Here is a 24,836-nt window from a genome sequence, read left to right on the forward strand (position 1 = left end):
AGGGTTTGACGGGAATGACGGAGCAGGGAACAACCAGCGGCGGCCGCGAGCGGTTCCTGGCCGACGCCGCGGCCCGCGGCCTGGACGTCGAGATCGTGGAACGGCTCGCCGCCCGCAGCCTTGAGGAGGCGGCCGGAATCCTCGGGATCCAACCCGCGGACATCGTGAAGTCGCTTGTGGTCAAGCACAAGGACGGCAGTTTCCTGTTCGCCCTGGTCCCGGGCGACCGTCAGATCTCCTGGCCCAAGCTGCGGGCGCTGCTGGGCGTCAACAAGCTCTCGCTGCCGGCCGCGGACACCGCCTTCGAGGCCACCGGGTACGAGCGCGGGACCATCACGCCGCTCGGCAGCAGCCGCCCCTGGCCGGTCTACGCCGACCAGACCATCACGGGCCGGCGGGTCTCCATGGGCGCCGGGGAACACGGCTACAGCGCATTCGTGGACGCGGACGCCCTGACGGCGGCCCTCGGCGCCGTCGTCGCCGACATCTCCGAACCGAACTAGCCCGCCCGGGTTAAAAGCAACGCGGGGTCACTTCCGGCCCATCCCGGCCGTCGGGATGGGCGCGAAGTGACCCCGCGTTGCTGTTGGAGCCGGAAGTCGGAACTAGGCGGTAACCGTCAGCGGCGCACCGTTGACGGTGAGCCGCCAGTTGGCCTGGCTGAACACCGCGACGTCCAGGGTGCCGCGGTCCACGACGTAGTCGATGATGCGCTGGCGGATCTCCTGCTGGCTGTTCGAGAGCACCGGCGCGCTCTTCACGGCCGGGAAGTTGCCGCCGCCGCTCTGCCGGTAGTTGTTGATGGCCAAAGCGAATTCCTGCTCCGGCGCCAGCGCCTCGCCGCCGTAGCTGAGCTTGGCGATCCGGTCCCCCGCCGGCCGGGCAAGGTCGATCTCATAGTTCAGCGGCGCGTCGAGTCCGTAGACGACGTCGTAGTTGTAGTCGGGCGTGCCGTTCGGAGCCGTGGCCGTGACGGCGTTGGTGACGTCTTGTGCCCTGGCGGTGGTGGCGGTCACCGGCTTGAAGTACTGCGCTGACCACTCCAGGTAGGCCTTGACCTGCGCTCCGGTGACCTTGATGGCGAGCAGCGTGTTGTCGAAGATGTACAGTCCCGCGACATCGCGGATGGTCAGCGGTCCGGCCTTGACGTCCACAGCACGGGAGAAGGCCGCCGCGATGGACAAGACCGGCAGCCCCGCCGCGGACGTATTGGCGAGCTCGGCCTTGATGGTGCTGGCCTGGACGTAGTTGATGGCGTCGATCGCGGCGGAATCTTCCCAGCAGGCGGTGGCCGTGCTGAGCGGTGCCGTGGAGGTCCCGATGACCTTGTTGACGTAGTTCACCGTCGCCTCGTGGCCGGCCTGAACGGCCCGGACGACGGCGGAATCGGCGTCGACGGTCTTGGCGTCCAATAGCAGCGAATGCGCCGCGGTGACGGTCCACTGCCCCTTTTCCTTGACGAGCTCCAGGTCCATGACGGACACGCGCATGCCCCACTTGAGCGGCTCGGTCAGGAGCACCTGCTTGCCCGTGGCCTTGTTCGTGACGAAGCGCTCGGGGATCTCCAGATGGGCGTGCCCGACCAGGATGGCGTCGATGCCCGGGACTTCCTCGGCGAGCTGGGTGGACGCGTTCTCGGGGAACGGCAGGGCGTCGCCGTAGGAGGATCCGGGAGTCGCGCCCGAATGGCTCGTGACGATCACGACGTCGGCCCCGGCGGCCTTAAGCTGCGGGATGACGGTCCTGGCCTCTTCGACGATGCCGTTGAAATCGAGCTTGCCCTGGACGTTGTCCCGGTCCCAGAGCGCGCAGCCCGGCGTCACCAGGCCCACCAGGCCGACCGTCAGCCAGCCGCTGTCCGTTTTGATCCGCTTCAAGACGTAGGGGGTGAAGGCCCGGCCGCCGGTGACGGCGTCGTGGACGTTGGCGCCCAGCAGCGGGAAGTCCAGTTGCCGCTCCCAGGTGCGCAGGAGCCCGATGCCGTAGTTGAACTCGTGGTTGCCCAGCCCCGCGGCGTCATAGCCGATGGCGTTCATGGCCAGCGCCATGGGATGTTTCACCGTTGCCGAGATGGGGTTGATCTTGGCGAAGTAGTAGGCCAGGGGCGTGCCCTGGATGGTGTCGCCGGCGTCGATGGTCAGCGTGTTGGCCGCGCCGCGCTCGGCCCGCATGGCCTTGATCAGGGTCGCTGCCTGGGCAATCCCGATCTTGTTCCCGGCCCCGTCGGCATAGGGGACGTCCTTGAAGTAATCCCAGTTGAAGACGTTGTTGTGCAGATCCGTGGTGCCAAGCACCGTCAGGGTGAACTGCTTCTTGGTACTTGCCTGGCCGGGGCCGGCCTGCGCCGCCGGGGCCCCGGCCAGCGCGGCGGCGGCTGCGCCCCCGCCCACGATGGCTGCCGCGAGCATCGCGCGACGGGAGGGGGAAGTGTTTGGGTTCGTCATTGTGGGTGAACTCCTGAACGTTGGGGGCCGGTGGGCACAAATCCAAAGTCTAGGGTCGCACCATCAACTGCGACAGGGGTATCGGTAAAACTTTGCCGAATCCTTGGGTGCCGTTCACCGGCGCCCGCGGGAATCCGGTTTCCGGCCCGGGGAGGCGGGAACGCAGGAAACCCCGCCCACCGGAGTGGACGGGGTTTCCTTCGAGCAGTGCGGATCGCGAAGGATCCGGACGGCGGGAGTTACTTGAGGGTAACGCGGGCGCCAGCTTCTTCGAGCTGGGCCTTTGCCTTCTCGGCAGCTTCCTTGGTGGCGCCTTCGAGAACAGCCTTGGGAGCGCTGTCAACCAGGTCCTTGGCTTCCTTGAGGCCCAGGGAGGTGATGGCGCGAACTTCCTTGATCACTGCGATCTTCTTGTCGCCCGGGTGCTCCAGGACGACGTCGAATGCAGTCTGCTCTTCTTCTTCTGCAGCGCCGCCGGCAGCGGGGCCAGCAACGGCAACAGCAGCAGCGGTTACTTCAAAGGTCTCTTCGAAGAGCTTGACGAACTCGGAGAGCTCGATGATGGTCAGTTCCTTGAAAGCTTCAATGAGCTCTTCGTTGGTGAGCTTCGCCATGGTGTGGCGTCCTTCCTATAGTGGTGCGCGGCAGGCCTGAGGCTCACTGTCGCACCGGAGTCTTATGGAGAAGAGGACTAGTTCTCTTCGGGGGCTGCGGCTTCGGCCGGTGCTTCGGCCTCGGCTGCTGCATCTGCTGCGGGAGCTTCTTCAGCGGCGGGGGCTTCGGCTTCTGCCGGCGCACCGTTCTCTTCTTCAAGCTTGAGGCGCAGTGCGTCGATGATGCGTACAGCAGCGGCAGCAGGAGCCTTGAGGATGCCTGCAACCTTAGCGAGCTGCAGCTCACGGGACTCGAGTGCTGCCAGGGCAGCAACTTCGCTGGCGTTCAGTGCCTTGCCCTCGAAGTAACCGGTCTTGATGACCAGCTGCTTGTTAGCCTTGGCAAAATCCGTCAGGCTCTTGGCAGCGGCAACTGCGTCACCCTTGATGAACGCGATTGCAGTGGGGCCGGCGAGCTGATCGTCAAATGCTGCGACACCAGCTTCCTTGGCTGCAATAGCGGTCAGGGTGTTCTTGACGACCGAGAACTTGGTGTCCTGGCCGAGAGAGACACGCAGCTGCTTGAGCTGTGCAACGGTGAGCCCGCGGTATTCGGTCAGGACAGCGGCGTTCGATTCCTTGAAATCGTTAGTGATCTCAGCTACTGCTGAAACCTTGCTAGGCGTTGCCATAACCCTCCTTCCGGGGATAGTGCCGGTGTGTCCGGGTCCCCGCTCAAAAAGAGCTAAAACTAAAAAACGCCCCGCGCAGATGCACGGGGCTTGTCTCGACGCGGTCCATGACCGCGGAGCTTTGCTTCGTTCACCTGCGCCGGCCGCCCTATGTTCAGGGTCCTTCGTCCGGAAAACCACTGCGCTCTCCCGGCGCGACTGCAGAAGTGAGTCTTGCTTGGGAGAGTGGATTTCCAACAACCGACGGTCTTTGGTCCTCCAAGCTTACGGGACGCGGCGCGTGTGTTCCAAATCGGGCCTAGCGGGCACAGCTGAGCACGCCGCCGGCCCGCGCCCTCAGCTGACGGCAGGCCCGAAGTTGGGGAGCTCTTTCTGCCAGAGACCCGTCACCCCCGCCGTCGTAAATCCGAGCTGCTGGTTGACCTTCAGGAGGTAGCGGTTCTCCGGAGCATTCCACGTGTACAGGACCCGGGCGTCCGGGAACTGTTCGCTCAGCCGTTCCATGTTGGCGACCTTGATCAGCAGCCCGAGTTTGTTGCCGCGGTGTTCCTGCAGCACCACAGTGTCGTCCTGGAAGACGACGTCCGGGCGCAGGGCCAGAACACTGATGGTGGTCAGGCCCACGAGCGTTCCGCTGGTGATGTGCTCGACGGCGGTGACCACCGTCCGGCGGCCCTGGGCTATGGTGACCTCCTCCGCCTCCCGGAGGATGCCGCCGTCGAACACCATTTCCTGGGCATCCGGCCCCGGCACTTCGTCCTCGCCGGCCTGATTCTCAAGGGCGGCGACGGCCTCCAGCCACTGATCGGGGCACCGGTCTGTCCAGTGGTGCAGACGGTAGCGGCCGGCATTGGCTTCCTCGGCCTCGGCTTCGAGTTCGGCGACGAGCTTGGTGTCCAGCGGCAGCGAGCAGGAGCTGAACTGTTCGATGTGCTGGAGGGTGTAGCCGGTGTGGCGGGCAAATTCGACGTCACGGCTCCCCAACGGAACAAACCCGACGCCGCTGCCGGGCACGAGCTGTTCGGCATCCGGGTCCGTCAGGGTTGATCCCGGATGGTTGGTGTCGATCAGGATCGTGTGGCGGCCTTCGTCCCGGGCGAAGTGTTCCGCGGCCTCCAGCAGCTGCCTGCCCACGCCCTGGCGCCGGAACTCCGGAAGGATATCGAGCGTGAATTCGGCGAGGTCGAGGTTGTCCATGAGCGGCAGCGCGATGTCCGCCGTCCCGACAATGACGCCGTCGATCTTGGCAACGAGGATCACCTGGCGTTCGTAGGGGTCCGCCATCTCCAGAAGCTTCTCCTGCGGCGCGTAAGCGAGGTCGTCCGTGCCCCAGGTCTGCATCCGGACCCGCCGCCCCACTTCGATGGCGGCGAGGAAGTCGGCGGCATCGGGCGCGTCAAGGGAATCGGGGATCCACAGCTGCTCAATCCGTACTTCGTTTGCCATAGAGGGCATCATCCCAGCCGTTTGTGCCACCCACCATCGGTCCGGCCCGGCTCACACCGGGCTTTCAACCGCCAGCATATGCTGGTTTGGGCCGCTGTTCCATTGGTGACGCCGGGCAGTTTCCGTCCCATTCCGTGCCCGGCCGCCGCGGGCAGTCAGCTGCGGGTGCCGTCAGTTGCCGGATCGGTCAGTGACCGGTGCGGTCAGTGACAGTGACGTCAGTTCAGTGCCGTCGCCGGCCGTGGTCCGCTGCCACTCGCCGTCGTAGCCCGCGGGCTTGAATCCCAGTGCAATGTTAATGCGGAGCATGTGATCGTTTTCGGCGGCGTTGTAGGTCAGGACGCGCCGCACTGCGGGATAGGCCTCACCCAGCAGCCTCAGATTAAGGATCTTGATGAGCAGGCCGAGCCGGTGGCCGCGGTGGCTCGCCGCGACGAGGGTGTCGTCCTGGCTGGCCAGCCAGGGTTTGTCGGCTGCTGTTTGGAGAACGGTGTAGGCGGCCAGTTCACCGGTGCCCCGGTGCCGTGCCGCCACCACCAGGGCGGACTGGCCGGCCCGCCGCCAGGTGTCCTCTACGTGGCGGACCCGGGCGACGTCCCAGATTTCCGGCTCGTAGCTCAGCGCGCCAGTGGGAGCGTCGGTGCTCATGCGCGACATCAGCACCGCGAGCTCGGCGGCATGTTCCTCCGGGCATGCATCGGTCCAATGCAGCAGCTCGTACTCCCCCGCCCTTGCCTGGGCGTCCCGTTCCAGGCTGTCCAGGTCCGCTGTGGGCGGGAAGTCGAGCGTACTAAACCGTTCGACTTGCTCCAGCCGGTAGCCTGCCTGTCCGGCAAAGCGGACGCCGCGTGCGCCGGCCGGCAGCGCGCCTGCCCCCGTGGCGGGCCTGACGAGATCCGGGCCAGCGAGGTCGAAGTCGGCCGGGTGCTCCGTGAAGGTCTGCAGTACTGTCCGCCCGTCTTCGGCCGCCAGCGCTTCGGCGTGCTCCAGCAGGGCCCGGCCGATCCCTGCGCCGGCGAAGGCGTCCAGGACACTCACGTGCAGGAGCGCGCTGCCCAGATTCTCCTGCAATTCGCAGCGGAGCCAGGAGTTGGCCACCATACGCCCGTCGACACGAACGAAGAAGAGCCGCGTGCGGGTGTAGGCGGAGTCCCGCCAGTACTGAAGGCGTGCCGCCGGGGACATCGACCGGTCAAGGTTGCCCCAGGTTTGCAGGACGAGCTCATCGCAGAGTTCCATAAATTCCAGGAACTCCGCTGCGTCGGCATCAACATCAGCGGCATCGAGGCTTGCGGGCAGGGCGAGTTGCTCGATGAGGTACGACGGCGTAATCACCGGGACAGCCTAACCGGCAAGACCGGCGGCACCAAGGGTTCGGGACGCCGATGATGTCACGGCGCGGGTGATTTCAAGGCTCCAGTGTTGTCAGGCGCCGAAACGCCGAAAGGCCGCCCCGCAGTTGCGGGACGGCCTTTCGCTGGACCTGGTGACGCCCGTGTTGCTGGCGGCACTGAAGATCCGGTGAGGACTAGACCTCGGTCAGGACCTTGGTGACGTTGGGGTCCACCGAGATGCCCGGGCCAAACGTGGTGGCGACGGTTGCCTTCTGGATGTAGCGGCCCTTGGAAGCGGACGGCTTGAGGCGAAGCACCTCTTCCAGTGCGGCGGCGTAGTTCTCGGCCAGCTTCAGGGCGTCGAAGGAAACCTTGCCGATGATGAAGTGCAGGTTCGAGTGCTTGTCGACGCGGAAGTCGATCTTGCCGCCCTTGATGTCGTTGACTGCCTTCGCGACGTCAGCGGTCACGGTGCCGGTCTTCGGGTTCGGCATCAGGTTACGCGGACCCAGGACCTTACCGAGGCGGCCAACCTTGCCCATGAGGTCAGGGGTGGCGACGGCGGCGTCGAAGTCGGTCCAGCCGCCGGAGATCTTTTCGATCAGGTCATCGGAACCAACGAAGTCGGCGCCGGCTGCGATTGCAGCCTCAGCCTTGTCGCCCGTTGCGAAGACGAGGACGCGGGCGGTCTTACCGGTGCCGTGGGGCAGGATAACGGTGCCGCGGACCATCTGGTCGGCCTTGCGAGGGTCAACGCCCAGGCGGAAAGCGACCTCAACGGTGGCGTCGAACTTGGACGGGTTGGTGTCCTTGGCGAGCGTCACTGCCTCGAACGGCGCGTAGAACTTCTCCGCGTCGATCTTGGCGGCGGCTGCCTCATATGCTTTGCTGCGCTTTGCCATGCTGCTTATTTCTCCTTGTGCAGTTGTGGTCTGCGGACCGCGCTGGGCCCTGCCACAGGCGGTATTCCGGCTGGTTTAACTTCCGGAATTCCGCTTTTCATTGTTTAGGTGGTGCCGGCTGGCCGGCGGTGCTGACGGTCGTCGTGCCCGGTTTCCCGAACCCGGCGCATCAGCGGTGGGGAATTAACCCTCGACGGTGATACCCATGGAGCGGGCGGTACCGGCGATGATCTTCGCTGCGCCTTCGAGGCTGGTGGCGTTGAGGTCTTCCATCTTGGTGGTGGCGATCTCGTTGACCTGGGCCTGGGTCAGCTTGGCAACCTTGACGGTGTGCGGGGTAGCTGAACCCTTGGCGACGCCTGCAGCCTTCTTGATGAGCTCTGCAGCCGGCGGGGTCTTGGTGATGAACGTGAAGGAACGGTCTTCGTAGACCGTGATCTCCACGGGGATAACGTTGCCGCGCTGGGCTTCCGTCGCAGCGTTGTACGCCTTGCAGAATTCCATGATGTTGACACCGTGCTGGCCAAGCGCAGGACCGATCGGCGGGGCCGGGTTAGCGGCACCTGCCTGGATCTGCAGCTTGATGAGGCCGGTGACCTTCTTCTTGGGAGCCAATGTAGGTCCTTCTCTCAAATACGTCCTGGGGCACAGGAGCGTGCCTCAGGTTGGTGGCCGCCATGGCAAGGCGGCCGGCCGCTCCGTGGCTGCTAAGCGGGCAGCCCGGGGCGAATTCTAAAGGGAACAGCTAGATCTTGCTGACTTGGTTGAACGCCAGGGTGACCGGAGTCTCGCGCTCGAAGATGGACACCAGCACCACGAGGGTCTGGGAATCGATCTTGATCTCGGAGATCGTCGCGGGGAGGGTCTCGAACGGGCCTTCCTTGACGATGACGGACTCGCCAACCTCGAAGTCGACGTCGACCTGGGCGGCGGCGTGCTTGACCGGCTTGCCCTTCTCGGCCTGTTCTTCTTCGAAGACCGGGGCGAGCATGGAGAAAACCTCATCAAGGCGCAGCGGGACCGGGTTGTGGGCGTTGCCCACAAAGCCGGTGACGCCGGGGGTGTGGCGGACGGCGCCCCAGGAAGCGTCCGTCAGGTCCATGCGGACCAGGACGTAACCGGGGATGCGGACGCGGTTGATGACCTTGCGCTGAGCGTTCTTGATCTCAACGACTTCCTCCATCGGCACCTGGATTTCGAAGATGTAATCTTCCATGTCCAGGGTCTGGATGCGGGTCTCAAGGTTGGCCTTGACCCGGTTCTCGTAGCCTGCGTAGGAGTGGATGACGTACCAGTCACCCTCCTGGCGGCGCAGCTTGGCCTTGAACTCGTCGGCGGGATCGACCTCGGCCTTGGCGGCCGCGGCTGCCAGCGCGTCGGCGTCAGTGTCCTCGGCGTCAGAGTCTTCGGCGTCCGTGTCTTCAGCGCCTTCGGCGTCGGTATCAACAGCGACGACGGCGTCAGCATCTGCTGCCTCTGCGTCTTCTTCTGCAGCTACTTCGTCCGTGGCTTCGGCCTCGTCAGTGACGTCGGAATCGGGCGCAGCAGACACAGCCTCGGACTCTTCCGCGGCTTCCACCGCGGCGTCCTGGCTCTTATCCAGCTCAGTCTCAGTTACCTCGAGCTCCTGCTCAGACACTTGGTCTCCTGCTTCCTCATTGCCTAACATGCCTATTTAAATGACTCAATTCCGCACACTCCGTGGAATCTCCGGTTTCCCGGGCATCCACGCAGTCTGCGGACCGGTCGCCTTAGCTGTTCGTGGGGCCGCTGCCGCCGAAGACCCAGCTGACCGCGGTCCCGAAGGCCAAGTCCAGCAGGGTGACGATCACCATCATGATGGTCACGAACACCAGCACGACGAGCGTGTAGTTGATCAGTTCTTTACGGGTCGGTGCGACGACCTTCTTCAGTTCGCCAATGACCTGGCGAATGAAGATCGCGATGCGAGCGAAGAAGCCGGGCTTGGCGGCATTCTTGGCGGGGCGGCCTTTGGAGCTGCTGGCAGCTGTTTCGGTCACCTGGTCCTCACTCATCCTCGCAATGATCGGATACCCGGCTCTGAACTGAACCATGGTTGCTGCGCTTGTTCCGGATGACCCGGAACAGCATGCGCAGGGCAGACAGGACTCGAACCTGCAACCTGCGGTTTTGGAGACCGCTGCGCTACCAATTGCGCCACTACCCTTCGGGGTGAAAATTCGCTCCGGCCAACGCTTTCCCCAGGCTTCCCTGAGGCGCAGGCCATCATCGTGTTTTCAACACCGGAGAACCAGTCTACGCAACAACTGCGCCTACGTCGAACCGGCCCTCTTCCGGACCCCTGCGTGTCTTCGCAAACCAACTGACAGCCGTCAGTCATATTCGCGTTCAGGCACCCCGGGGGATCCGCTGAACAGCATAGAGTAGATTTCGTCGAATCCCATATCCAGCCTTCCAGCTGCAAGCGAAGAACGGACCCGCCCATGTCTGCTGCCCGCATTTCCCAGCGCATTTCCGCCATAGCCGAATCCGCAACTCTGGCCGTCGATGCCAAGGCGAAGGCGCTGAAGGCAGCCGGCCGGCCGGTCATCGGCTTCGGCGCCGGGGAACCCGATTTTCCGACGCCCGGCTACATTGTGCAGGCCGCCATCGAGGCCGCCAGCCAGCCGAAGTACCACCGCTACTCCCCCGCCGGCGGGCTGCCGGAGCTGAAGCAGGCCATCGCAGACAAGACCTTCCGGGATTCCGGCTACAAGGCCGAGGCATCCCAGGTGCTGGTGACCAACGGTGGCAAGCAGGCCGTCTACAACACCTTCGCCACCCTCCTGGATCCGGGCGACGAGGTCATTGTTCCCACCCCGTTCTGGACCACGTACCCCGAGGCCATCCGGCTGGGCGGCGGCGTGCCGGTGGAGGTCTTCGCCGGGCCCGAGCAGGGCTACCTTGTCACCGTTGACCAGCTGGAAGCGGCCCTCACGGAGCGCACCAAGATCCTGCTCTTCGTCTCCCCCTCCAACCCCACCGGTGCCGTGTACTCGCCGGAGCAGGTCAAAGAGATCGGCCAGTGGGCAGCGTCCAAGGGCCTCTGGGTTGTCACCGACGAGATCTACGAGCACCTGACGTACGACGGCGTGCCGTTCACGTCGATCGCCACCGCGGTTCCCGAGCTCGGCGACAAGGTGGTCATCCTCAACGGCGTCGCCAAGACTTATGCCATGACCGGCTGGCGCGTGGGCTGGATGATTGGGCCGGCTGATGTCATCAAGGCCGCCACCAACCTGCAGTCCCACGCGACGTCGAACGTTTCCAACATCCCCCAGGTCGCCGCCCTCGCTGCCGTTTCCGGGCCGTTGACCGCCGTCGATGAGATGAAGGTGGCATTTGACCGCCGGCGCAAAGCAATCGTCGCGGGCCTGAACGCCATTGACGGCGTTGACTGCCCGACGCCGAAGGGCGCGTTCTACGTGTACGCGGACGTCCGCGCGCTGCTGGGCAAGGAGTTCCCGTCCGCGAACGGTCCGGTGCGGCCGGGAACCTCTGCCGAACTCGCGGCGCTGATCCTGGACGAGGTCGAGGTCGCTGTGGTTCCCGGCGAGGCGTTCGGCCCGTCCGGCTACCTGCGCCTGTCCTACGCGCTCGGCGACGACGACCTGGCCACGGGCGTTGCCCGCCTGCAGGACTTCCTCGGCAAGGCGAAGTAGGCAGTCCCAACCCCCCGATGCGCTATCCCTTAGGGTCCTATTGCCGCGGCAAGAGGACCCTAAGGGATAGCGCATCATTTGGTTTAGAGCAGGCGGCGTTCGGCGGCCCATCGGGTCAGCTCGTGGCGGCTGGAGAGCTGGAGCTTGCGCAGCACGGCAGAGACGTGGGTTTCGACGGTCTTGATCGAGATGAACAGTTCCTTGGCCACCTCCTTGTAGCTGTACCCGCGGGCGATCAGGCGCATCACTTCTAGCTCGCGAGCCGAGAGCTTGTCCAGCTCGTCGTCGGCGATGTCCGCGGGGGCTGTGCCGAACGCGTCCAGGACGAAGCCCGCCAGCCGGGGCGAGAAGACGGCGTCGCCGCCGGCCACCCTGCGGACGGCGCCGCTGATCTCCGCACCGGAAATTGTCTTCGTCACGTAGCCGCGCGCGCCGGCCCGGATCACGGAGACGACGTCTTCCGCCGCGTCGGAGACGCTCAAGGCCAGGAACCGTGTGGTGCCCAGCAGCGGCGCCGAGCCGGCCAGGACCTCGCGTCCGCCGCCACCACGGCCGCCGGGCAGGTGGACGTCAAGCAGCACGACGTCGGGGCGCTGGGCTGCGATGACGGCGATTGCCTCCTCCACGGTTCCGGCCTCCCCCGCGACGACGATGTCCGGGTCCAGGTCCGCTTTCAATCCGGAGCGGAAGATGGCGTGGTCGTCCACGATCACCACCCGAACCGGTACCGGGTTTCCTGGCGGTGTTCCTGGCAATTTGTTTCCTGGTGCTGGGCTGGTCACTGCTTGGCCTCTCCGTTGGCGTTGTTGGCGGCAGCCGCAGCGCCGGCGGATGCGGCGGTGGCGGGCAGCCGGAGCCGCACCTCGGTGCCGTCCGGGCTGCTGATGATGGCGGCGGTGCCGCCGTGGCGGTTCATCCGGCCGATGATCGATTCCCGTACGCCGAGCCGGTCCGGGGGAACCGCATCCGGGTCGAAGCCCGGTCCCCTGTCCTTGACGAAAACTTCTGCGGCGGCGTCGGTGACTTCCAGGTATACGGACACGGGACCGCCGCCGTGCCGTGCGGCGTTGAGCATGGCCTCGCGGGCTGCCTGGACGAGGGCCTCGTGGCGCTGGGTCATGACGCAGTCCCCCACGCTGACCACTTCGACCGCGTGGCCCAGGGCGTCCTCGACCTCTGCGGCGGCGGACGTGATGCCCGCGGACAGCTGCCCGGATTCCTTGTCGGCGTCCCGGTACAGCCAGCCGCGCAGTTCCCGCTCCTGCGCGCGGGCCAGCCGGATGACGTCGTGCTCGTTACCGGCCCGGCGCTGGATCAGGGCGAGGGTCTGCAGCACGGAGTCATGGAGGTGGGCGGCGATCTCGGCGCGCTCGGTGGCGCGCACCCGCCCGGCGCGCTCGGTTTCCAGGTCGCGCCAGAACTTCAGCCCCCATGGCAGCAGCACCAGGGCCACTCCGCCGAGCACGGCCACCGAGGCCAGGAGCGCCAGCCAGGTCTGTTCCCAGGATCCCGAGCCGGACACCATCACCAGGACGCCGGCCACCACGAGGGCGAGCCCGGCTGCGAGGCGCGCCCAGCCGCCAGCCTGGTCTGCTTTGGTCTTGTCCACCAGCCCCGCCCGGCGGGTCTCGTCCAGTTGCATCCAGGCGATCGCGGCACCGCCCAGGATCGCCGCGACCGGGATCAGGGTGCCGAGGGGCACGTCGACGCCGAGGAGCCGGGCGATCAGGATCCCGGCGGCCAGCAACAGACCTGCGCCGAGCAGGATCTCCTTGCCGAAGGGCATGCCCGGCACCTTGGACCACCAGGACCCCGGCGTCGGAGTCCCGGGTGTGCCGGGGGTCCCGGGCCCTGTCGGAACTCCGGGGGTGCCCTGGGTGCCGGGGGCTGCCGGGGTTGCGGGGATTCCGAGGGCATCCGGGGAGCTGACTGCCGGGGCGATGGGCGACGCCGGGCGGCGGGCGTTGCGCCGGGCGCTTTCATCCGCTGTGGGGACCATGATCCAGAGCCAGGCGTAGAAGGCCACGCCGGCGCCGCCCGCGAGCGCAGCCACCGCCATGCCGATCCTGACCATCCGCACCGGCCAGCCCAGGTGGTTGGCGAGGCCTGCGCAAACGCCGGCAATCACGCGATCGCTGCTGCGGACCAGCGGCGGGCGGGCGGGCGCGGTTGTCATGCATCAATCCAAGCACGGATCGGGGTTCCCCGGACGCGTTTCGGGGCCCAACCGGGGGCCACTCAGGGACCGTTCAGGGTGTTCCCCAGTAGAACCCGGCGCCGGGAACGGGAAGGATCGAAGTATGAACCCGCACACTCCGCACCCCGATGAAGGCCCGGCTTCCGCAGACCGGCCAGCCACGGACTCACCCTCCGCAGAACGTCCAGACACAGGACGTCCGGACCCAGAACTTCCGGACGCAGGAGCCCCGGACACAGAACGTCCAGCCACAAACCAGCCCGCCGGCCCTCCGGAAGGCTCCGGACCGGTCGGCCCGCCGCCGATGGAGCCGCCGCCGCTTTACCCGCCCGGCGACCCGAATGGACCGTTCCCCGGCCGGCAGTCACAGAACTTCTTCGACTGGATCCGCAGCCAGGGCATCCACCGCGGCCGCGACCGCTGGATCGGCGGTGTGGCCAGCGGCATAGCCCACCGTCTCGGCGTCGATCCCCTGATCATTCGCGGCGTCCTGATCGTCCTGACCATTTTCGCCGGAATCGGCGTCCTCGCCTACGGTCTGGCCTGGGCGCTGCTGCCCGAACCTGACGGCCGCATTCACGTCCAGGAGGCCGCCGCAGGACGGTGGACGGCCGGCATGACCGGGGCCCTCATCACCTCGGTTGTCGGTTTCCCCAGCCTGGGCAGCGGTGTCTGGGGCTGGGACCGCTTCGGCTTTGGCGCCTTCGTCTGGACCGTCTTCTGGGTGGGCGGCGCCATCTACCTCGTCTACTACCTGACACAGCGCAATAAGATCCGGAACGGAGCCAATCCCATGCCAGCGCGCTACGAGTCCAGCAGCCCGGCCGGCGCCGCGACTTTTGCGGGCAGCTCCCGCACCGGCGCCGGGCAGCAGTCCGCCGGGAGCTTCCCCATTGGAGGGTTCGCCCAGGGCGGCGGACCGGCCTATGGCCGCCCCGTCGACGGCTCCGCAGTCTTCGGCTCCGGCCCGGACTGGGGTCCGCCCCCGCCGTCTGGCCCCATCCCGACCGGTCCTGTTCCGCCCGGCGGCTTTGGCCCGGGATCCGAGGCCACCCCGCCCCTTCCCGCCGCACCGCGCAGTCCTGGCCCCGGCACGCCGGCCGTCGCCATTACCGTCGGCTCCGCCCTCTTGGTGGGCGGCGGCATCAAGGCCCTCGACGCCGCCCACGTGATCGATCTCGGTGACGCCGGCAATGCCCTGGTCTGGGCGATCGGCGCGGCCATCCTGGGTCTCGGGATCCTGGTCGCCGGGTTGCGGGGCCGGACCTCCGGGATCCTGGGGTTCTTCGCGGTGGTGGCCCTGCTGATCGGCGCAATCTTCAGCGTGGTACCGCACGGGGACCGGTTCCGTTTCCAGAACGCCGACTGGACGCCGTCGAATATTGAACAGGCCAGCGGCGGCTTCGAAATCACCGGCGGCGCTGGGACTGTGGACCTGACCAAGCTGGCGCTGCATCCGCCCCTGGGCTCCGACGTCGTTGTTCCGATCGACGCGACGGCCAGCAACCTCACCGTTGTCATCCCCGCCACCGTCCCCGTGCAGGTCCAGGCGGACATGACCATGGGCAACCTCCACGACGGCAACCAGGACCGCGGCGGCATGACGAAGCAGCAAACCGACTACAACACCTCGCAGCCGGGGGCCCGGATGGTCCTGAAGATCTCCGGCACCGTCAGCAACGTGACCATCAAGGAAGGCAACTGACATGAGCAGCTATGACGACTCGCGGCCGGACGCCGCCGGGCAGGACTTGGAAGCGGGCTCCCCCGCCCGGGTGGGCACGGTTGTCTGGGGACTGACAGTGGTGGCATTGGCCGCGCTGATCATCATTTCCCGGCTCGGCATCGTGGCCCTCAACGGCACCTATGTCCTGATCGGGCTGATGATCGGAGCCGGGGCCGCCCTGATCGTGGGCGGACTGGTCTCGGCACGCAGGCGTGACAATAAGTCAACGACAGGGAAGTCTTGAACCATGGATAAATTCTTCGACACCATCCGGGGCTTCGGCCTGAAACGTGGTCCGCAGCGCTGGCTTGGCGGCGTCTGCGGCGGCATTGCCGCCAAACTAAATGTTGATGTGGCCTACGTCCGGATCGCCTACCTGCTCCTGGGCCTGCTCCCCGGGCCGGCATTCGTCGTCTACATCGTGGCGTGGCTGCTCCTGCCGGACCAGCGCAATGCAATCGCCCTCGAAAGCTTCCTCTCGAAGCGTTCCTCCCGGCCCTGACGTCGACCACAGGCCGCGATCACAGGCCTTCCCGCCCCCGCGGCCTTCGGCTCCCGGTCGCTGCGCGCAGCACGTAAGGGTGCCCCTGCCTTGAAGGCGGGGGCACCCTTTTGTAACCGTTTGTGTCCTGCCCCACACCCGCCACTAGACTCTAGGTGAGCTCAGCGTGGCGCTCTGCCTGTACCCCTTCAAACCAGGATTTGAGCCAGACATGAAAATTGGAATCCTCACCAGCGGCGGAGACTGCCCCGGCCTGAATGCCGTCATCCGCGGCGCCGTCCTCAAGGGAATCGCCGTCCACGGCCAGCAGTTCGTAGGATTCAAGGATGGCTGGCGCGGCGTTGTTGAGGGCGACATCGTGGAGATTCCCCGCACCATGGTCCGCGGCATCGCCAAGCAGGGCGGCACCATCCTCGGCACGTCCCGCACCAACCCGTTTGAGAACGGCGGCGGACCGGACGTCATCAAAGCCAACATGGACCGGCTCGGGATCGACGCCATCATCGCCATCGGCGGCGAAGGCACTCTGGCCGCAGCAAAACGGCTCACCGACGCCGGCCTCAAGATCGTGGGCGTGCCCAAGACGGTCGACAACGACCTGGATGCCACGGACTACACCTTCGGTTTCGACACCGCCGTGGAAATCGCCACAGAGGCAATCGACCGGCTGCGCACCACCGGGGAGTCCCACCACCGCTGCATGATTGCCGAAGTCATGGGACGGCACGTGGGCTGGATCGCTTTGCACGCCGGCATGGCCTCAGGCGCCCACGCCATCCTGATCCCGGAGCAGAAGGCCTCCATGGAGCAGATCGCCGAGTGGGTCATCTCGGCCCACGACCGTGGCCGTGCCCCGCTGCTTGTGGTCGCCGAGGGGTTCGTGCCCGAAGGCCAGGAGTCCCCGCACTCGGAACGCGGCCTCGACACCTTTGGCCGCCCCCGCCTCGGCGGCATCGCCGAAATGCTGGCGCCCGAGCTGGAGGCACGCACCGGCATCGAGACGCGCGCGACGGTCCTTGGCCACATCCAGCGCGGTGGCGTCCCGACGGCGTTCGACCGCGTCCTGGCCACCCGCCTGGGCATGGCTGCCATCGATTCGGTGGTGGAAAAGCGCTGGGGCACGATGGTGTCGCTGCACGGCACGGATATTGTGCACGTGGGTTTCGACGCCGCGCTCGGCAACCTCAAATCCGTACCTCAGAGCCGCTACGACGAGGCCGCTGTACTCTTCGGCTAGGCGGCGTCATCAGCTGAGCGGCCCGCAGGCCCGGAACGGGTGGACTGCCCGATCCGGCCGGTAGCCCGGCCCGCGGTGGGTAGGGTTGATTCATGACTCTTGAGCCCGGTTCCGCTGAAATTGTCCAGCTTGCCTGGGCGCGTCGCTTGGGGTTCGACGACGGCGCGTTCGCAGCTGCCGCCGGCGTACGGCTCACCCGGGCGGACGAGAGCGCCCGGGCGGTGCAGTTCGTCCGCCTGTTCGGCAACTCCGCCCTGGTGGGCCCGCAATGGGCGCTGGACGCCGCCGTCGGTCTCGCCGACGAGGAACTGGCCCAGCACGTGACCCTGCTGACCATCACCCGCGGGCACGGCGGCCACGGGTTGGGCGCAGCCGCGCTCTTCTTCGCCGACGACCTCCCCCTGCAGCAGCCTTCCGAGGAACTGACCGTTTCGCACGGGAATCCGGAAGCGATCGAACTGGAGACGTTCTGCCCGCCCGATGACGTCAACGAGGTGGGCCTCGCCGAACTCGAACACCGCTTCACTGTCCTGCATCTGGAAGACGGGCGCCGGACACCCGTGGCCTGCGGGGCCTATGCCGAATGGGAAGGGCTCTTGGCCCATCTTGGCGTGCTGGTCGCGCCCGAATGGCGGCGCCGCGGCCTGGGCAAGCTGGCCGCCTCGATAGCCGCCCACGAAGCCCTGGCCGCCGGGCTGACGCTGCAGTGGCGTTCAGAGGTCAGCAACAAGGGTTCGCTGGCGTTGGCCCGCAGCCTGGGTTTGTCCGCCGGCGGCATCCAGACCAGCGTCCTGCTGGGCTGATCCGGATGCCCGCCAGGCTAGCCGCGCTCCGCGGCGGCCTTCTCCGCACCCGCGCCGCCCGCCGGGGCCAGGCCCGTACCGGGACCTGACACCGCATCGGCACCCGACTCCTTACCCGCAACTGCGGCAGGGCCCGGCTCGCCCCAGCCTTGGACCGGTTTGGGTTTGGCGAAGAAGAGCGTCACGGCAGCGCCGAGCAGGATGACCGCCGCCGGCAGCACGATGGATTGGGCCATCGCCGTCGAGAACCCCTCGTGGAGCGCCTCGGGCAAGGCGCCGCCGAAGCCCATCGGGCTGGCGTTTGCGCCCTCTCCGGGCCGGGCGGGGAGCTCGGCCGCCAGCCGCGCCTGGATGAGGACCGCAATGGCGGCACTGCCGAGCACGGCGCCAATCTGGCGGGTGGTGTTGTAGACGCCCGAGCCGGCTCCGGCCTGCCGCGGCGGCAGGTTGCGCGTGACGGTGGAGCTCAATGGCGCCCAAATGCCCGCATTGGCGAAGCCCAGAACAGCGCTAGGCAGCAGGAACAGCAAGATGGGCGTGTCCGGGTGCATCAGCAGGGCATTCCAGAACAGCGCCACGGACATCAGGACCAGGCCGGCCGCGGTGATGAATTTCGGGTTGACCTTGTCGATGATCCGGCCGACGACCGGGGCGAGGCCGCCCGAGATCAGCGCCATCGGCACCATCATGAGCGCCGACTGGGTCGGCGTCAGGCCGCGGACGATCTGGTAGTAGAAGATCAGGGGCAGGCTGAACGCCGTGACGGTGAAGCCCACAGTGGTGATCGCAATATTTGCGAGCGAGAAGTTCCGGTCCTTGAAAAGGGACAGCGGCAGCAGCGGTTCGCCCTTGTTGAACCGCTGCCACAGGACAAAGACCACCAGAACGGCGATGCCGCTGATGATCAGGCCCCAGACAGTAATGGGACCGGCGATGGTGCCCCAGTCGTACGTCTCACCCTCTTGGATGCCGAAGACCAGCAGGAACAGGCCGAGGGCGCTGAGCAGCACCCCGGGAATGTCGAACTTGTGCGGGTGGGTGGTCAGCGAAGGGACAAAACGCTGGGCGAGGATGAAGCCGACAATACCGACCGGGACGTTGATGAAGAAGATCCATTCCCAGCCGAGGCCGTCCACCAGCACGCCGCCGAGAATCGGGCCGACCAAGGTGGCGACGCCGGCGGTGGCGCCCCAGATGCCCATGGCCGCGCCGCGGCGGTCCGGGGGGAAGATCCGGGTAATGACGGCCATGGTCTGCGGCGTCATCATGGCAGCGCCGAGGCCCTGGACCACGCGGGCGCCAATGAGGGTCTGGACGTCGCCGGAGAGGCCGCACCACAGCGATGCCATGGTGAAGACGACAAGTCCGGAGAGGTAGAGCTTCTTCGGTCCGAACCGGTCGCCGAGCCGGCCTGTGATGAGCAGCGGCACGGCGTAGGCGAGCAGGTAGGCGCTGGTCACCCAGATCACCGAGTTGATGTCAGTGTTGAGGCCCTCCATGATGCTCGGATTGGCCACCGAGACGATGGTGGTGTCGATCAGGATCATGAAGAAGCCGATCACCAGGGACCAGAGTGCCGGCCATGGCCGGGCTACGTTTTCCATGGGGTTCCTTAGGGGCTGGTGTGAACGTTGGACGGGCTAAGTGGTGGGGCGGCCAGGTCCCGGCCGGGGGGTTCTGAAAGGGTTCACCAGGGCAGTTCGCCGGAGTGGAGCTGGTCCTGAAGGCTGCGGATCCAGGCGATTTCGGCCTGCAGCGTGCACTGCTGGAGCTGGACATCGATCCAGTACTTGCGCTCGACGCCTTTTTTCTTCAGCAGTTGCTCGCCGGAGACCAGGAAGTCGAGCTGCTCCTGCAGTGCCTGAAGCCGCCGGTCGAGGAGTTCGACGACGACGCCGGCAGGGAGGTTGTACGCCTCGGAGATGGCCAGCGGGAAGGACGGGTATTCGTTGACCGGGGTGGCCAGCATGTCCTGCAGCCACTTCGTGAACGCTTCCCTGCCGGCCGCCGAGATGGTGTAGGTGGTCCGTTCCGGACGGTTGCCTCCCCGGTCCGTTCCCGTCGCTGCGACGAGGCCCTGCTCTTCGAGCCGTCCGACAGCGTGATAGAGCGTTCCTGGCCGGACCTTGACCAGCCGGTCCTCGTGCCGTGCGATCAGCAGCTGGTACATCTCATAGGGATGCACCGGTTGTTCCACGAGCAAGGAGAGTGCGGCGATACCCAGCGGTGTCAGTGCTGTTGCCCTGGCCATGGTGCTGTCCTCTTCGGTCTAACTTGCGATTACTCCACTTAATATTATTCCACGTGGAGTATTTGGGGGCAATCTTCCCCGGGTCAGCCCCGCCGGGCATCACCTTGGTTGGCCCGGACCGGCCTGTCAGCGTGTCGTCAGGGTTCGTCAGCCGAGAAGGGCCAGGATCTCCGTGCGGGCGAACATCTGCGCGGCGGCCCGCGCGGTGGGGGTGCCGGCGTCGGGGTCGGCCCCGGCGTCCAGCAGCTCCCGGGCGACGTCCGTGTAGCCCTTGAAGACAGCACCTGCCAGCGGCGTCTGGCCGCGGTCGTTGGGCGCGTTGGCGTCGCCGCCGTGGTCCAGGATCAGCCGGACGGTGCCGGCGTGACCGTGGTAGGCCGCCAGCATGAGGAGGGAGTCGCCGGAAGAGGTGGTCAGCGTGGCCGGCGCGCCGGCGCCCAGATAGCTGCCCAGCAGCGCGGAGTTGCCCTCGCGGGCAGCATCGAAGAGCGTGTGGGCCAGCGCCAGCGTCTCGTCGTCGGGCGCGGCCCCAGCGCTGTCCGGCAGGGACGAGTCCAGCGGGGACTCGCCGCTCATCGGGTGCCCCGCAGGAACCCGGTCTGGCGGCCCACCACCTGGCCGGCGTCGGGCGCCACAATCACTTCCTGGGCCGCGGCGTATGGTTCGTCACCGTCCATTACGGTCAGGACGTCGGCCGGGGCGACGGAGCGCTTGATCACGGCCAGGGCCACGGGGCCCATTTCGTAGTGCTGCGCCACGGAGGTCACGGTGCCCACCTTGCGGTCGCCGTTACGCACCTCGCTACCGGCGGCGGGCAGGGTGTGCTGGGAGCCGTCGAGTTGGAGGAACACGAGCCGCCGCGGCGGGTGGCCCAGGTTGTGGACGCGGGCAATCGTCTCCTGGCCCTTGTAGCAGCCCTTGGCCAGGTGCACAGCGGTGCGGAGGAGGTCGAGCTCGTGCGGGATGGTTTTGTCGTCGGTTTCCGCGCCCCACCGGGGCCTCCACGCAGCGATCCGCAGTGCCTCTGAAGCCAGTGTGCCGGCGAGGGCACGCTCGCCCACCGTCGCGACCAGCTCGGCCGCGGGGACGATGTACTCGAACCACGGCCGTTCCAGTCCGGGGTGGGCGTCCTCACCCACCACTGCGTAGGAGTAGCCGCCTGCACCAACATGCGGCCACGGGTCTTCCCAGACCTGGAGCGCAGACCATTCCGGGATGCGCTGGGTGGCGCCGAGCACGGCCCAGTCCGCGGAGACATCGGCGATCTCGACCCGGAGCATGAACTTCATTTTGTTCAGCCATTCGGCGAGCGGGCCGGCTTCGGCTCCCTCGACGATCAGCCAGGTGGTTGCGCCGTCGTCCACCACCCGGGCGTCGAACTCGATCCGGCCCTGCACGCTCAGCAACAGCAGTTCGGTGGACTGGCCGGGGGTCAGGGCAGTGAGCTGCTGGGAGGACAAGGTGTTGAGCCAGCTGAGGCGGTCCGGCCCGCTGACCGTGACCACGCCGCGGTTTGAGAGATCGACGACGGCGGCGCCGGCAGCCAGCGCCCGCTGCTCCCGGAGCGGCTCGCCGTAGTGGGCGGCGACGCCGGCGTCGGGACCGCTGGCCTCGACCGCGGCCGGGCGCGACAAGAGGGGGCTTTTGATAGTCATATTGAGAGGAACGTCCTTAGCTCTGCGCGTATTCCGGCCCCGGCATGGAATGCCGGGGCCGGCCGGGGGCTGGTCTGACCGTGGGGCCGGGCCTAGCGGTATTCCGGATTTTCAAAGTCGAAGCGGGTGCCGGCTTTCCAGGCGTCGGGGAGGTTTCCGTAGGCGGGAATGCCGCCGGCGTCCTTGAGCGTCCGTGCCAGGTGCAGCATGTTCCAGGTCATGAAGGTGGTGTTGCGGTTGGTGAAATCGCTCTCCGGACCGCCGGAACCCTCGTCGAGATAGCTGGGTCCGGGCCCTACCGGGCCGATCCACCCGGCGTCGGCCTGCGGTGGGATTGTGAAGCCGATGTGCTGGAGGCTGTACAGGACGTTCATGGCGCAATGCTTGATCCCGTCCTCGTTGCCTGTGATGAGGCAGCCGCCCACTTTCGGATAAAAGGCCCACTGGCCCTTCGCGTTCAGCTGCCCGGAGTGGGCGTAGAGGCGCTCGATGAGTTTCTTGGTCTGCGAGGAGTTGTCCCCCAGCCAGATTGGCCCGGCGACGACGACGATGTCCGCTTCCTGGACGGCCGGGTAGAGTTCCGGCCATTCATCGGTGGCCCAGCCGTGTTCGCGCATGTCCGGATAGACGCCGCTGGCGATGTCGTGGTCCACGGTGCGGATCACGCGGGTGGTGACGCCCTGCTTTTCCATGATCCGGCGGCTGACCTCGATCAAGCCCTGGGTGTTGGACTCGTCCGGGGACTTCTTGAGGGTGCCGTTGAAGTAGACGGCTTTGAGGTCGGCGTAGCTGGTGTCACCGGCGTCGCGGTTGGGGGCTGTGTTGGGGGCTGTGCTGGTGACTTCGTCGCTCACGGCTTTTCTCCTGGGTCGATGCTGACAACGGAAAAATCAGTGAGACCGCGCCTTTAGCCTACTTTGGCGAGGATGGCCGATGCGTGGGCTTCCAGGCCGCCGCCGGACGCCGAATTCTTGCCTGTGGCCACGTCCCAGCGCCACAGAAGGTTCCCTTCCACCAGCCCGAAGATCCGGGTGGCCGCCGTGTACTCCTTGGAGTGGCTGCCGCGCATCACCATGTCGGTGCTGAGCTGGATCTGGGGTCCCTTGATCTGGCCGTAGTACAACTCCGAGATCCCACCGGGGTGGGCGATGGAGACCGAGATGTCGAAGCCGCCGTCGCTGTTGCGCAGAGCCTCGACCTCGTCGGCGCTCCTCAGCACCGGGACGATGTCCGCCGGGATCAGGCCGGGGCCGCCGTCCTCCTCGCGCTGCTTGCGCTCGAGTGCCCAGAAGCCTGTCTCGACGGTCAGGGGACGCAGCTTGGTGCCTTCGTCGTCGGTCAGCCAGCTCTCGGCGCGGTACTGCAGGTATGGCAGGCCGTTGTGCGTAAACGACACGTGCTGCAGGAAGTGCTCGGAGTCCTCGTCCCCGGCCCCCAGCCGGCCGCGGCCCTCCCACTCACCAATGAGCCAGGACAGCGGAACGATTTCGGGGGTCAGATCAGTAGGGATTTCAATCGGCACAGCATCTACCTCTGGAAGCTACGGGGTCTGGAACGTGTTACTTCTGGCCTTTGAAGAGGCGGTACACGACAAAGCCGGCAAACCACGCCATGGACAGGCTGGCCACGCCAAGCAGGACAAGGAAAAAAATCTCATATGCAAGTACGGACATGATGCCATCCTAACCCTTAGAAGATGAGTAGTTTGTCTATGAAGTAGGCCAGGGAACCGACCGCCGACACCGGCCCCAGCCCCATGCCCACAGCCGCCAAAACGTTCAGGCTCTCGCCGCTGAGGATGACGAGGCGCCGGAAACTCACCAGAACAGCGCCCACGACGACGCCGGCGAGGGCGGCCGGCAGCACGGCAATGTCCGAGAACACCAGGCCGGCCAGCGGCCCGGCGAGCCCCGCGGCCACGATGCCCAGCGGCGCCACGATCCGGTCAGGCCAGCGGATCAGCCCCGCCAGCAGGGCGATGGCCGCGCTGACGGCTGCGACGAGGATCATTTCGCGGACACCGTTGAAGCGCGAGCTCGCAATCCAGCCTGCGCCCAGGCAGGACAGCAGGACACCCGAACACGAGCCCAAGGTGGATTCGAGGCGCTGGGCCTGCCCGGTGCCCCGGATCAGCTGCATGACGAAGATCGCCATGACCCCGACCGCCATAAACGACGGCGTCCAGTCCAGGAAGCCGGGAGCAGGGAGAAAGGTCGCAGCCACCGCCGACCCCACGCCCGGCAGGCCAATCAAGGCTGCGAGAGTCTTCTTCGCGGGAATGCCAAGAAAGTAGGGCCAGCCGACACCAATGCCGACGGCGAAGAGGACCGAGACGGCCAGGAGGACCCCAGGCGAGGCGTAGGCGCCGGCAACAATAGCTGCGAGGCCGGCCAGGCCGATGATCCCGACGCTCCACGGCTTCATTGTCTACTCGCCATCGGCAGACCCACCATGGTTCGTACCTTCGCTCACTGCGGACCCCAATTCGACTCGGCTCAATTTCAACGGGCCGCGGGCCCTGACTGTTCAATCCTGCCTTATATGAACGATATGTGTCGCAAAAGCAGTGACCGGAGGTGACGGGACCATGGCCGGAATGCGGCCTTTAGGTATACTCGGGATCAGCAACACGACGCCCAATGATGCGCGGACACCCCTTGGAGGAACAATGTCGCACATCCTGCTATTGACGAACAGCACCGGAACATCAGTGGACGTCCTGCCTGCTCTGGAACTGCTGAACCACCGGGTGCATATCCTGCCGGCGGAACCCACTGCGCTGCTTGAGACCGACCCCTGCGACATCGTCCTGCTGGACGCCCGCAAAGATCTGGTCGGCGCACGCTCCCTCACTCAACTGCTCAAGGCCACAGGCCTTAGCGCTCCTTTGATGCTGATCCTCACCGAAGGCGGCATGGCCGCCGTCTCCTCGGCGTGGGCCGTGGACGACATCCTCCTTGAATCCGCGGGCCCCGCCGAAGTCGAAGCCAGGATCCGCCTCGGCGTCGCGCGCGCCGTGCCGGACAAAGAGGACGTGCCGACCGAAATCCGGGCCGCCGGCGTCGTCATTGACGAGGCCAGCTACACCGCCCGGGTCAACGGCGCCGCGCTCAACCTGACCTTCAAGGAATTTGAACTGCTGAAGTACCTGGCCCAGCACCCCGGCCGGGTGTTCACCCGCCAGCAGCTGCTGACCGAAGTCTGGGGCTACGACTACTACGGCGGCACCCGCACCGTGGACGTCCATGTCCGGCGGCTGCGCGCCAAACTGGGCGCCGACCATGAGAACCTGATCAGCACCGTCCGCAACGTCGGTTACCGCCTGACCCTGGTCCGCCAGCCAGAGGACGAACTCACCGAGGCCTGAGCGC

At 66.4% G+C, this 24,836-nt stretch carries 26 protein-coding genes and 1 tRNA gene; 8 read left to right on the forward strand and 19 right to left on the reverse strand.

Annotated elements, in window-relative coordinates; translation table 11 throughout:
* The first annotated feature begins 14 nt into the window (after window positions 1–14).
* Entirely contained in the window at window positions 15–503 is a 489-nt protein-coding gene (locus tag AC1DKQ_RS01745) for an aminoacyl-tRNA deacylase (RefSeq protein WP_476882638.1), read from the forward strand.
* 102 nt (window positions 504–605) lie between these two features.
* On the opposite strand, the gene AC1DKQ_RS01750 is transcribed toward AC1DKQ_RS01745, so the two are convergent.
* The 10 genes from AC1DKQ_RS01750 to AC1DKQ_RS01795 form a co-directional block, all read right to left on the reverse strand.
* Entirely contained in the window at window positions 606–2,444 is a 1,839-nt protein-coding gene (locus AC1DKQ_RS01750; protein ID WP_476918036.1) for a bifunctional metallophosphatase/5'-nucleotidase, read from the reverse strand.
* A 239-nt stretch (window positions 2,445–2,683) separates the two neighbouring features.
* Window positions 2,684–3,058 carry a 50S ribosomal protein L7/L12 gene (rplL, locus tag AC1DKQ_RS01755; protein ID WP_476882636.1) on the reverse strand — a complete coding sequence of 125 codons (375 nt, stop codon included), beginning with the start codon at window positions 3,056–3,058 and terminating at the stop codon, window positions 2,684–2,686.
* A 77-nt stretch (window positions 3,059–3,135) separates the two neighbouring features.
* Entirely contained in the window at window positions 3,136–3,729 is a 594-nt protein-coding gene (gene rplJ, locus AC1DKQ_RS01760) for a 50S ribosomal protein L10 (RefSeq protein ID WP_476882635.1), read from the reverse strand.
* Window positions 3,730–4,065: 336 nt separating this feature from the next.
* Entirely contained in the window at window positions 4,066–5,175 is a 1,110-nt protein-coding gene (locus tag AC1DKQ_RS01765; RefSeq protein ID WP_476882634.1) for a GNAT family N-acetyltransferase, read from the reverse strand.
* 171 nt (window positions 5,176–5,346) lie between these two features.
* The gene (locus AC1DKQ_RS01770; RefSeq protein ID WP_476918037.1) at window positions 5,347–6,510 is read right to left on the reverse strand and encodes a GNAT family N-acetyltransferase; all 1,164 of its coding nucleotides are present in this window, start codon (window positions 6,508–6,510) and stop codon (window positions 5,347–5,349) included.
* A 193-nt stretch (window positions 6,511–6,703) separates the two neighbouring features.
* Window positions 6,704–7,411, reverse strand: coding sequence for a 50S ribosomal protein L1 (rplA, locus tag AC1DKQ_RS01775; protein ID WP_476882632.1), 708 nt, complete (start codon window positions 7,409–7,411; stop codon window positions 6,704–6,706).
* A gap of 183 nt (window positions 7,412–7,594) precedes the next feature.
* On the reverse strand, window positions 7,595–8,026 hold the full coding sequence (gene rplK, locus AC1DKQ_RS01780; protein WP_018773647.1) for a 50S ribosomal protein L11: 432 nt from the start codon (window positions 8,024–8,026) through the stop codon (window positions 7,595–7,597).
* Between the two features lie 130 nt (window positions 8,027–8,156).
* Window positions 8,157–9,050, reverse strand: a complete 894-nt coding sequence (gene nusG / locus AC1DKQ_RS01785) for a transcription termination/antitermination protein NusG (RefSeq protein ID WP_476882631.1) — start codon at window positions 9,048–9,050, stop codon at window positions 8,157–8,159.
* Window positions 9,051–9,162: 112 nt separating this feature from the next.
* Window positions 9,163–9,447: a preprotein translocase subunit SecE gene (gene secE, locus AC1DKQ_RS01790; RefSeq protein WP_090952848.1), complete on the reverse strand. Its 285-nt coding sequence runs from the start codon at window positions 9,445–9,447 to the stop codon at window positions 9,163–9,165.
* 79 nt (window positions 9,448–9,526) lie between these two features.
* Window positions 9,527–9,599: transfer RNA gene (locus AC1DKQ_RS01795), tRNA-Trp, on the reverse strand.
* 277 nt (window positions 9,600–9,876) lie between these two features.
* On the opposite strand from AC1DKQ_RS01795, the gene AC1DKQ_RS01800 reads away from it, so the two are divergent.
* Window positions 9,877–11,094: a pyridoxal phosphate-dependent aminotransferase gene (locus AC1DKQ_RS01800; protein WP_476882630.1), complete on the forward strand. Its 1,218-nt coding sequence runs from the start codon at window positions 9,877–9,879 to the stop codon at window positions 11,092–11,094.
* 83 nt (window positions 11,095–11,177) lie between these two features.
* Here AC1DKQ_RS01800 and AC1DKQ_RS01805 read toward each other — a convergent pair whose 3' ends face one another.
* Window positions 11,178–11,849: a LuxR C-terminal-related transcriptional regulator gene (locus AC1DKQ_RS01805; protein WP_476882629.1), complete on the reverse strand. Its 672-nt coding sequence runs from the start codon at window positions 11,847–11,849 to the stop codon at window positions 11,178–11,180.
* Between the two features lie 23 nt (window positions 11,850–11,872).
* Entirely contained in the window at window positions 11,873–13,270 is a 1,398-nt protein-coding gene (locus AC1DKQ_RS01810) for an ATP-binding protein (protein ID WP_476918038.1), read from the reverse strand.
* A 124-nt stretch (window positions 13,271–13,394) separates the two neighbouring features.
* Between AC1DKQ_RS01810 and AC1DKQ_RS01815 the strand changes: the two genes are divergently transcribed.
* From AC1DKQ_RS01815 to AC1DKQ_RS01835, 5 genes are all read left to right on the forward strand, one after another.
* On the forward strand, window positions 13,395–14,996 hold the full coding sequence (locus AC1DKQ_RS01815; protein WP_476918039.1) for a PspC domain-containing protein: 1,602 nt from the start codon (window positions 13,395–13,397) through the stop codon (window positions 14,994–14,996).
* Window position 14,997: 1 nt separating this feature from the next.
* The gene (locus AC1DKQ_RS01820; RefSeq protein ID WP_476882626.1) at window positions 14,998–15,261 is read left to right on the forward strand and encodes a hypothetical protein; all 264 of its coding nucleotides are present in this window, start codon (window positions 14,998–15,000) and stop codon (window positions 15,259–15,261) included.
* 3 nt (window positions 15,262–15,264) lie between these two features.
* Window positions 15,265–15,519 carry a PspC domain-containing protein gene (locus tag AC1DKQ_RS01825; protein ID WP_476882625.1) on the forward strand — a complete coding sequence of 85 codons (255 nt, stop codon included), beginning with the start codon at window positions 15,265–15,267 and terminating at the stop codon, window positions 15,517–15,519.
* 211 nt (window positions 15,520–15,730) lie between these two features.
* Complete coding sequence (locus tag AC1DKQ_RS01830) at window positions 15,731–16,756, forward strand: 6-phosphofructokinase (RefSeq protein ID WP_277526295.1); 1,026 nt, start codon at window positions 15,731–15,733, stop codon at window positions 16,754–16,756.
* A gap of 92 nt (window positions 16,757–16,848) precedes the next feature.
* Window positions 16,849–17,559: a GNAT family N-acetyltransferase gene (locus AC1DKQ_RS01835; protein ID WP_476882624.1), complete on the forward strand. Its 711-nt coding sequence runs from the start codon at window positions 16,849–16,851 to the stop codon at window positions 17,557–17,559.
* 17 nt (window positions 17,560–17,576) lie between these two features.
* On the opposite strand, the gene AC1DKQ_RS01840 is transcribed toward AC1DKQ_RS01835, so the two are convergent.
* The 7 genes from AC1DKQ_RS01840 to AC1DKQ_RS01870 form a co-directional block, all read right to left on the reverse strand.
* The gene (locus tag AC1DKQ_RS01840; RefSeq protein WP_476882623.1) at window positions 17,577–19,163 is read right to left on the reverse strand and encodes an MFS transporter; all 1,587 of its coding nucleotides are present in this window, start codon (window positions 19,161–19,163) and stop codon (window positions 17,577–17,579) included.
* An 83-nt stretch (window positions 19,164–19,246) separates the two neighbouring features.
* Window positions 19,247–19,810, reverse strand: coding sequence for a PadR family transcriptional regulator (locus tag AC1DKQ_RS01845; protein ID WP_476918040.1), 564 nt, complete (start codon window positions 19,808–19,810; stop codon window positions 19,247–19,249).
* Between the two features lie 147 nt (window positions 19,811–19,957).
* Complete coding sequence (locus AC1DKQ_RS01850; protein ID WP_476918041.1) at window positions 19,958–20,386, reverse strand: ankyrin repeat domain-containing protein; 429 nt, start codon at window positions 20,384–20,386, stop codon at window positions 19,958–19,960.
* A complete protein-coding gene (ygfZ, locus tag AC1DKQ_RS01855; RefSeq protein WP_476918042.1) occupies window positions 20,383–21,465 on the reverse strand; it encodes a CAF17-like 4Fe-4S cluster assembly/insertion protein YgfZ in 1,083 nt (360 codons plus the stop codon). Before ygfZ ends, AC1DKQ_RS01850 begins: the two co-directional genes overlap by 4 nt.
* 92 nt (window positions 21,466–21,557) lie before the next feature.
* A complete protein-coding gene (locus AC1DKQ_RS01860; RefSeq protein WP_476918043.1) occupies window positions 21,558–22,319 on the reverse strand; it encodes a flavodoxin family protein in 762 nt (253 codons plus the stop codon).
* Between the two features lie 53 nt (window positions 22,320–22,372).
* Complete coding sequence (locus AC1DKQ_RS01865) at window positions 22,373–22,987, reverse strand: nitrobindin family protein (protein WP_277526301.1); 615 nt, start codon at window positions 22,985–22,987, stop codon at window positions 22,373–22,375.
* A gap of 167 nt (window positions 22,988–23,154) precedes the next feature.
* Entirely contained in the window at window positions 23,155–23,889 is a 735-nt protein-coding gene (locus AC1DKQ_RS01870; protein ID WP_476918044.1) for a permease, read from the reverse strand.
* A gap of 244 nt (window positions 23,890–24,133) precedes the next feature.
* Here AC1DKQ_RS01870 and AC1DKQ_RS01875 point away from each other — a divergent pair, with 244 nt between their 5' ends.
* Window positions 24,134–24,832 carry a winged helix-turn-helix transcriptional regulator gene (locus tag AC1DKQ_RS01875; protein WP_277526303.1) on the forward strand — a complete coding sequence of 233 codons (699 nt, stop codon included), beginning with the start codon at window positions 24,134–24,136 and terminating at the stop codon, window positions 24,830–24,832.
* Window positions 24,833–24,836: the final 4 nt, after the last annotated feature.

It is taken from the genome of Arthrobacter sp. 05L421, assembly GCF_056397785.1.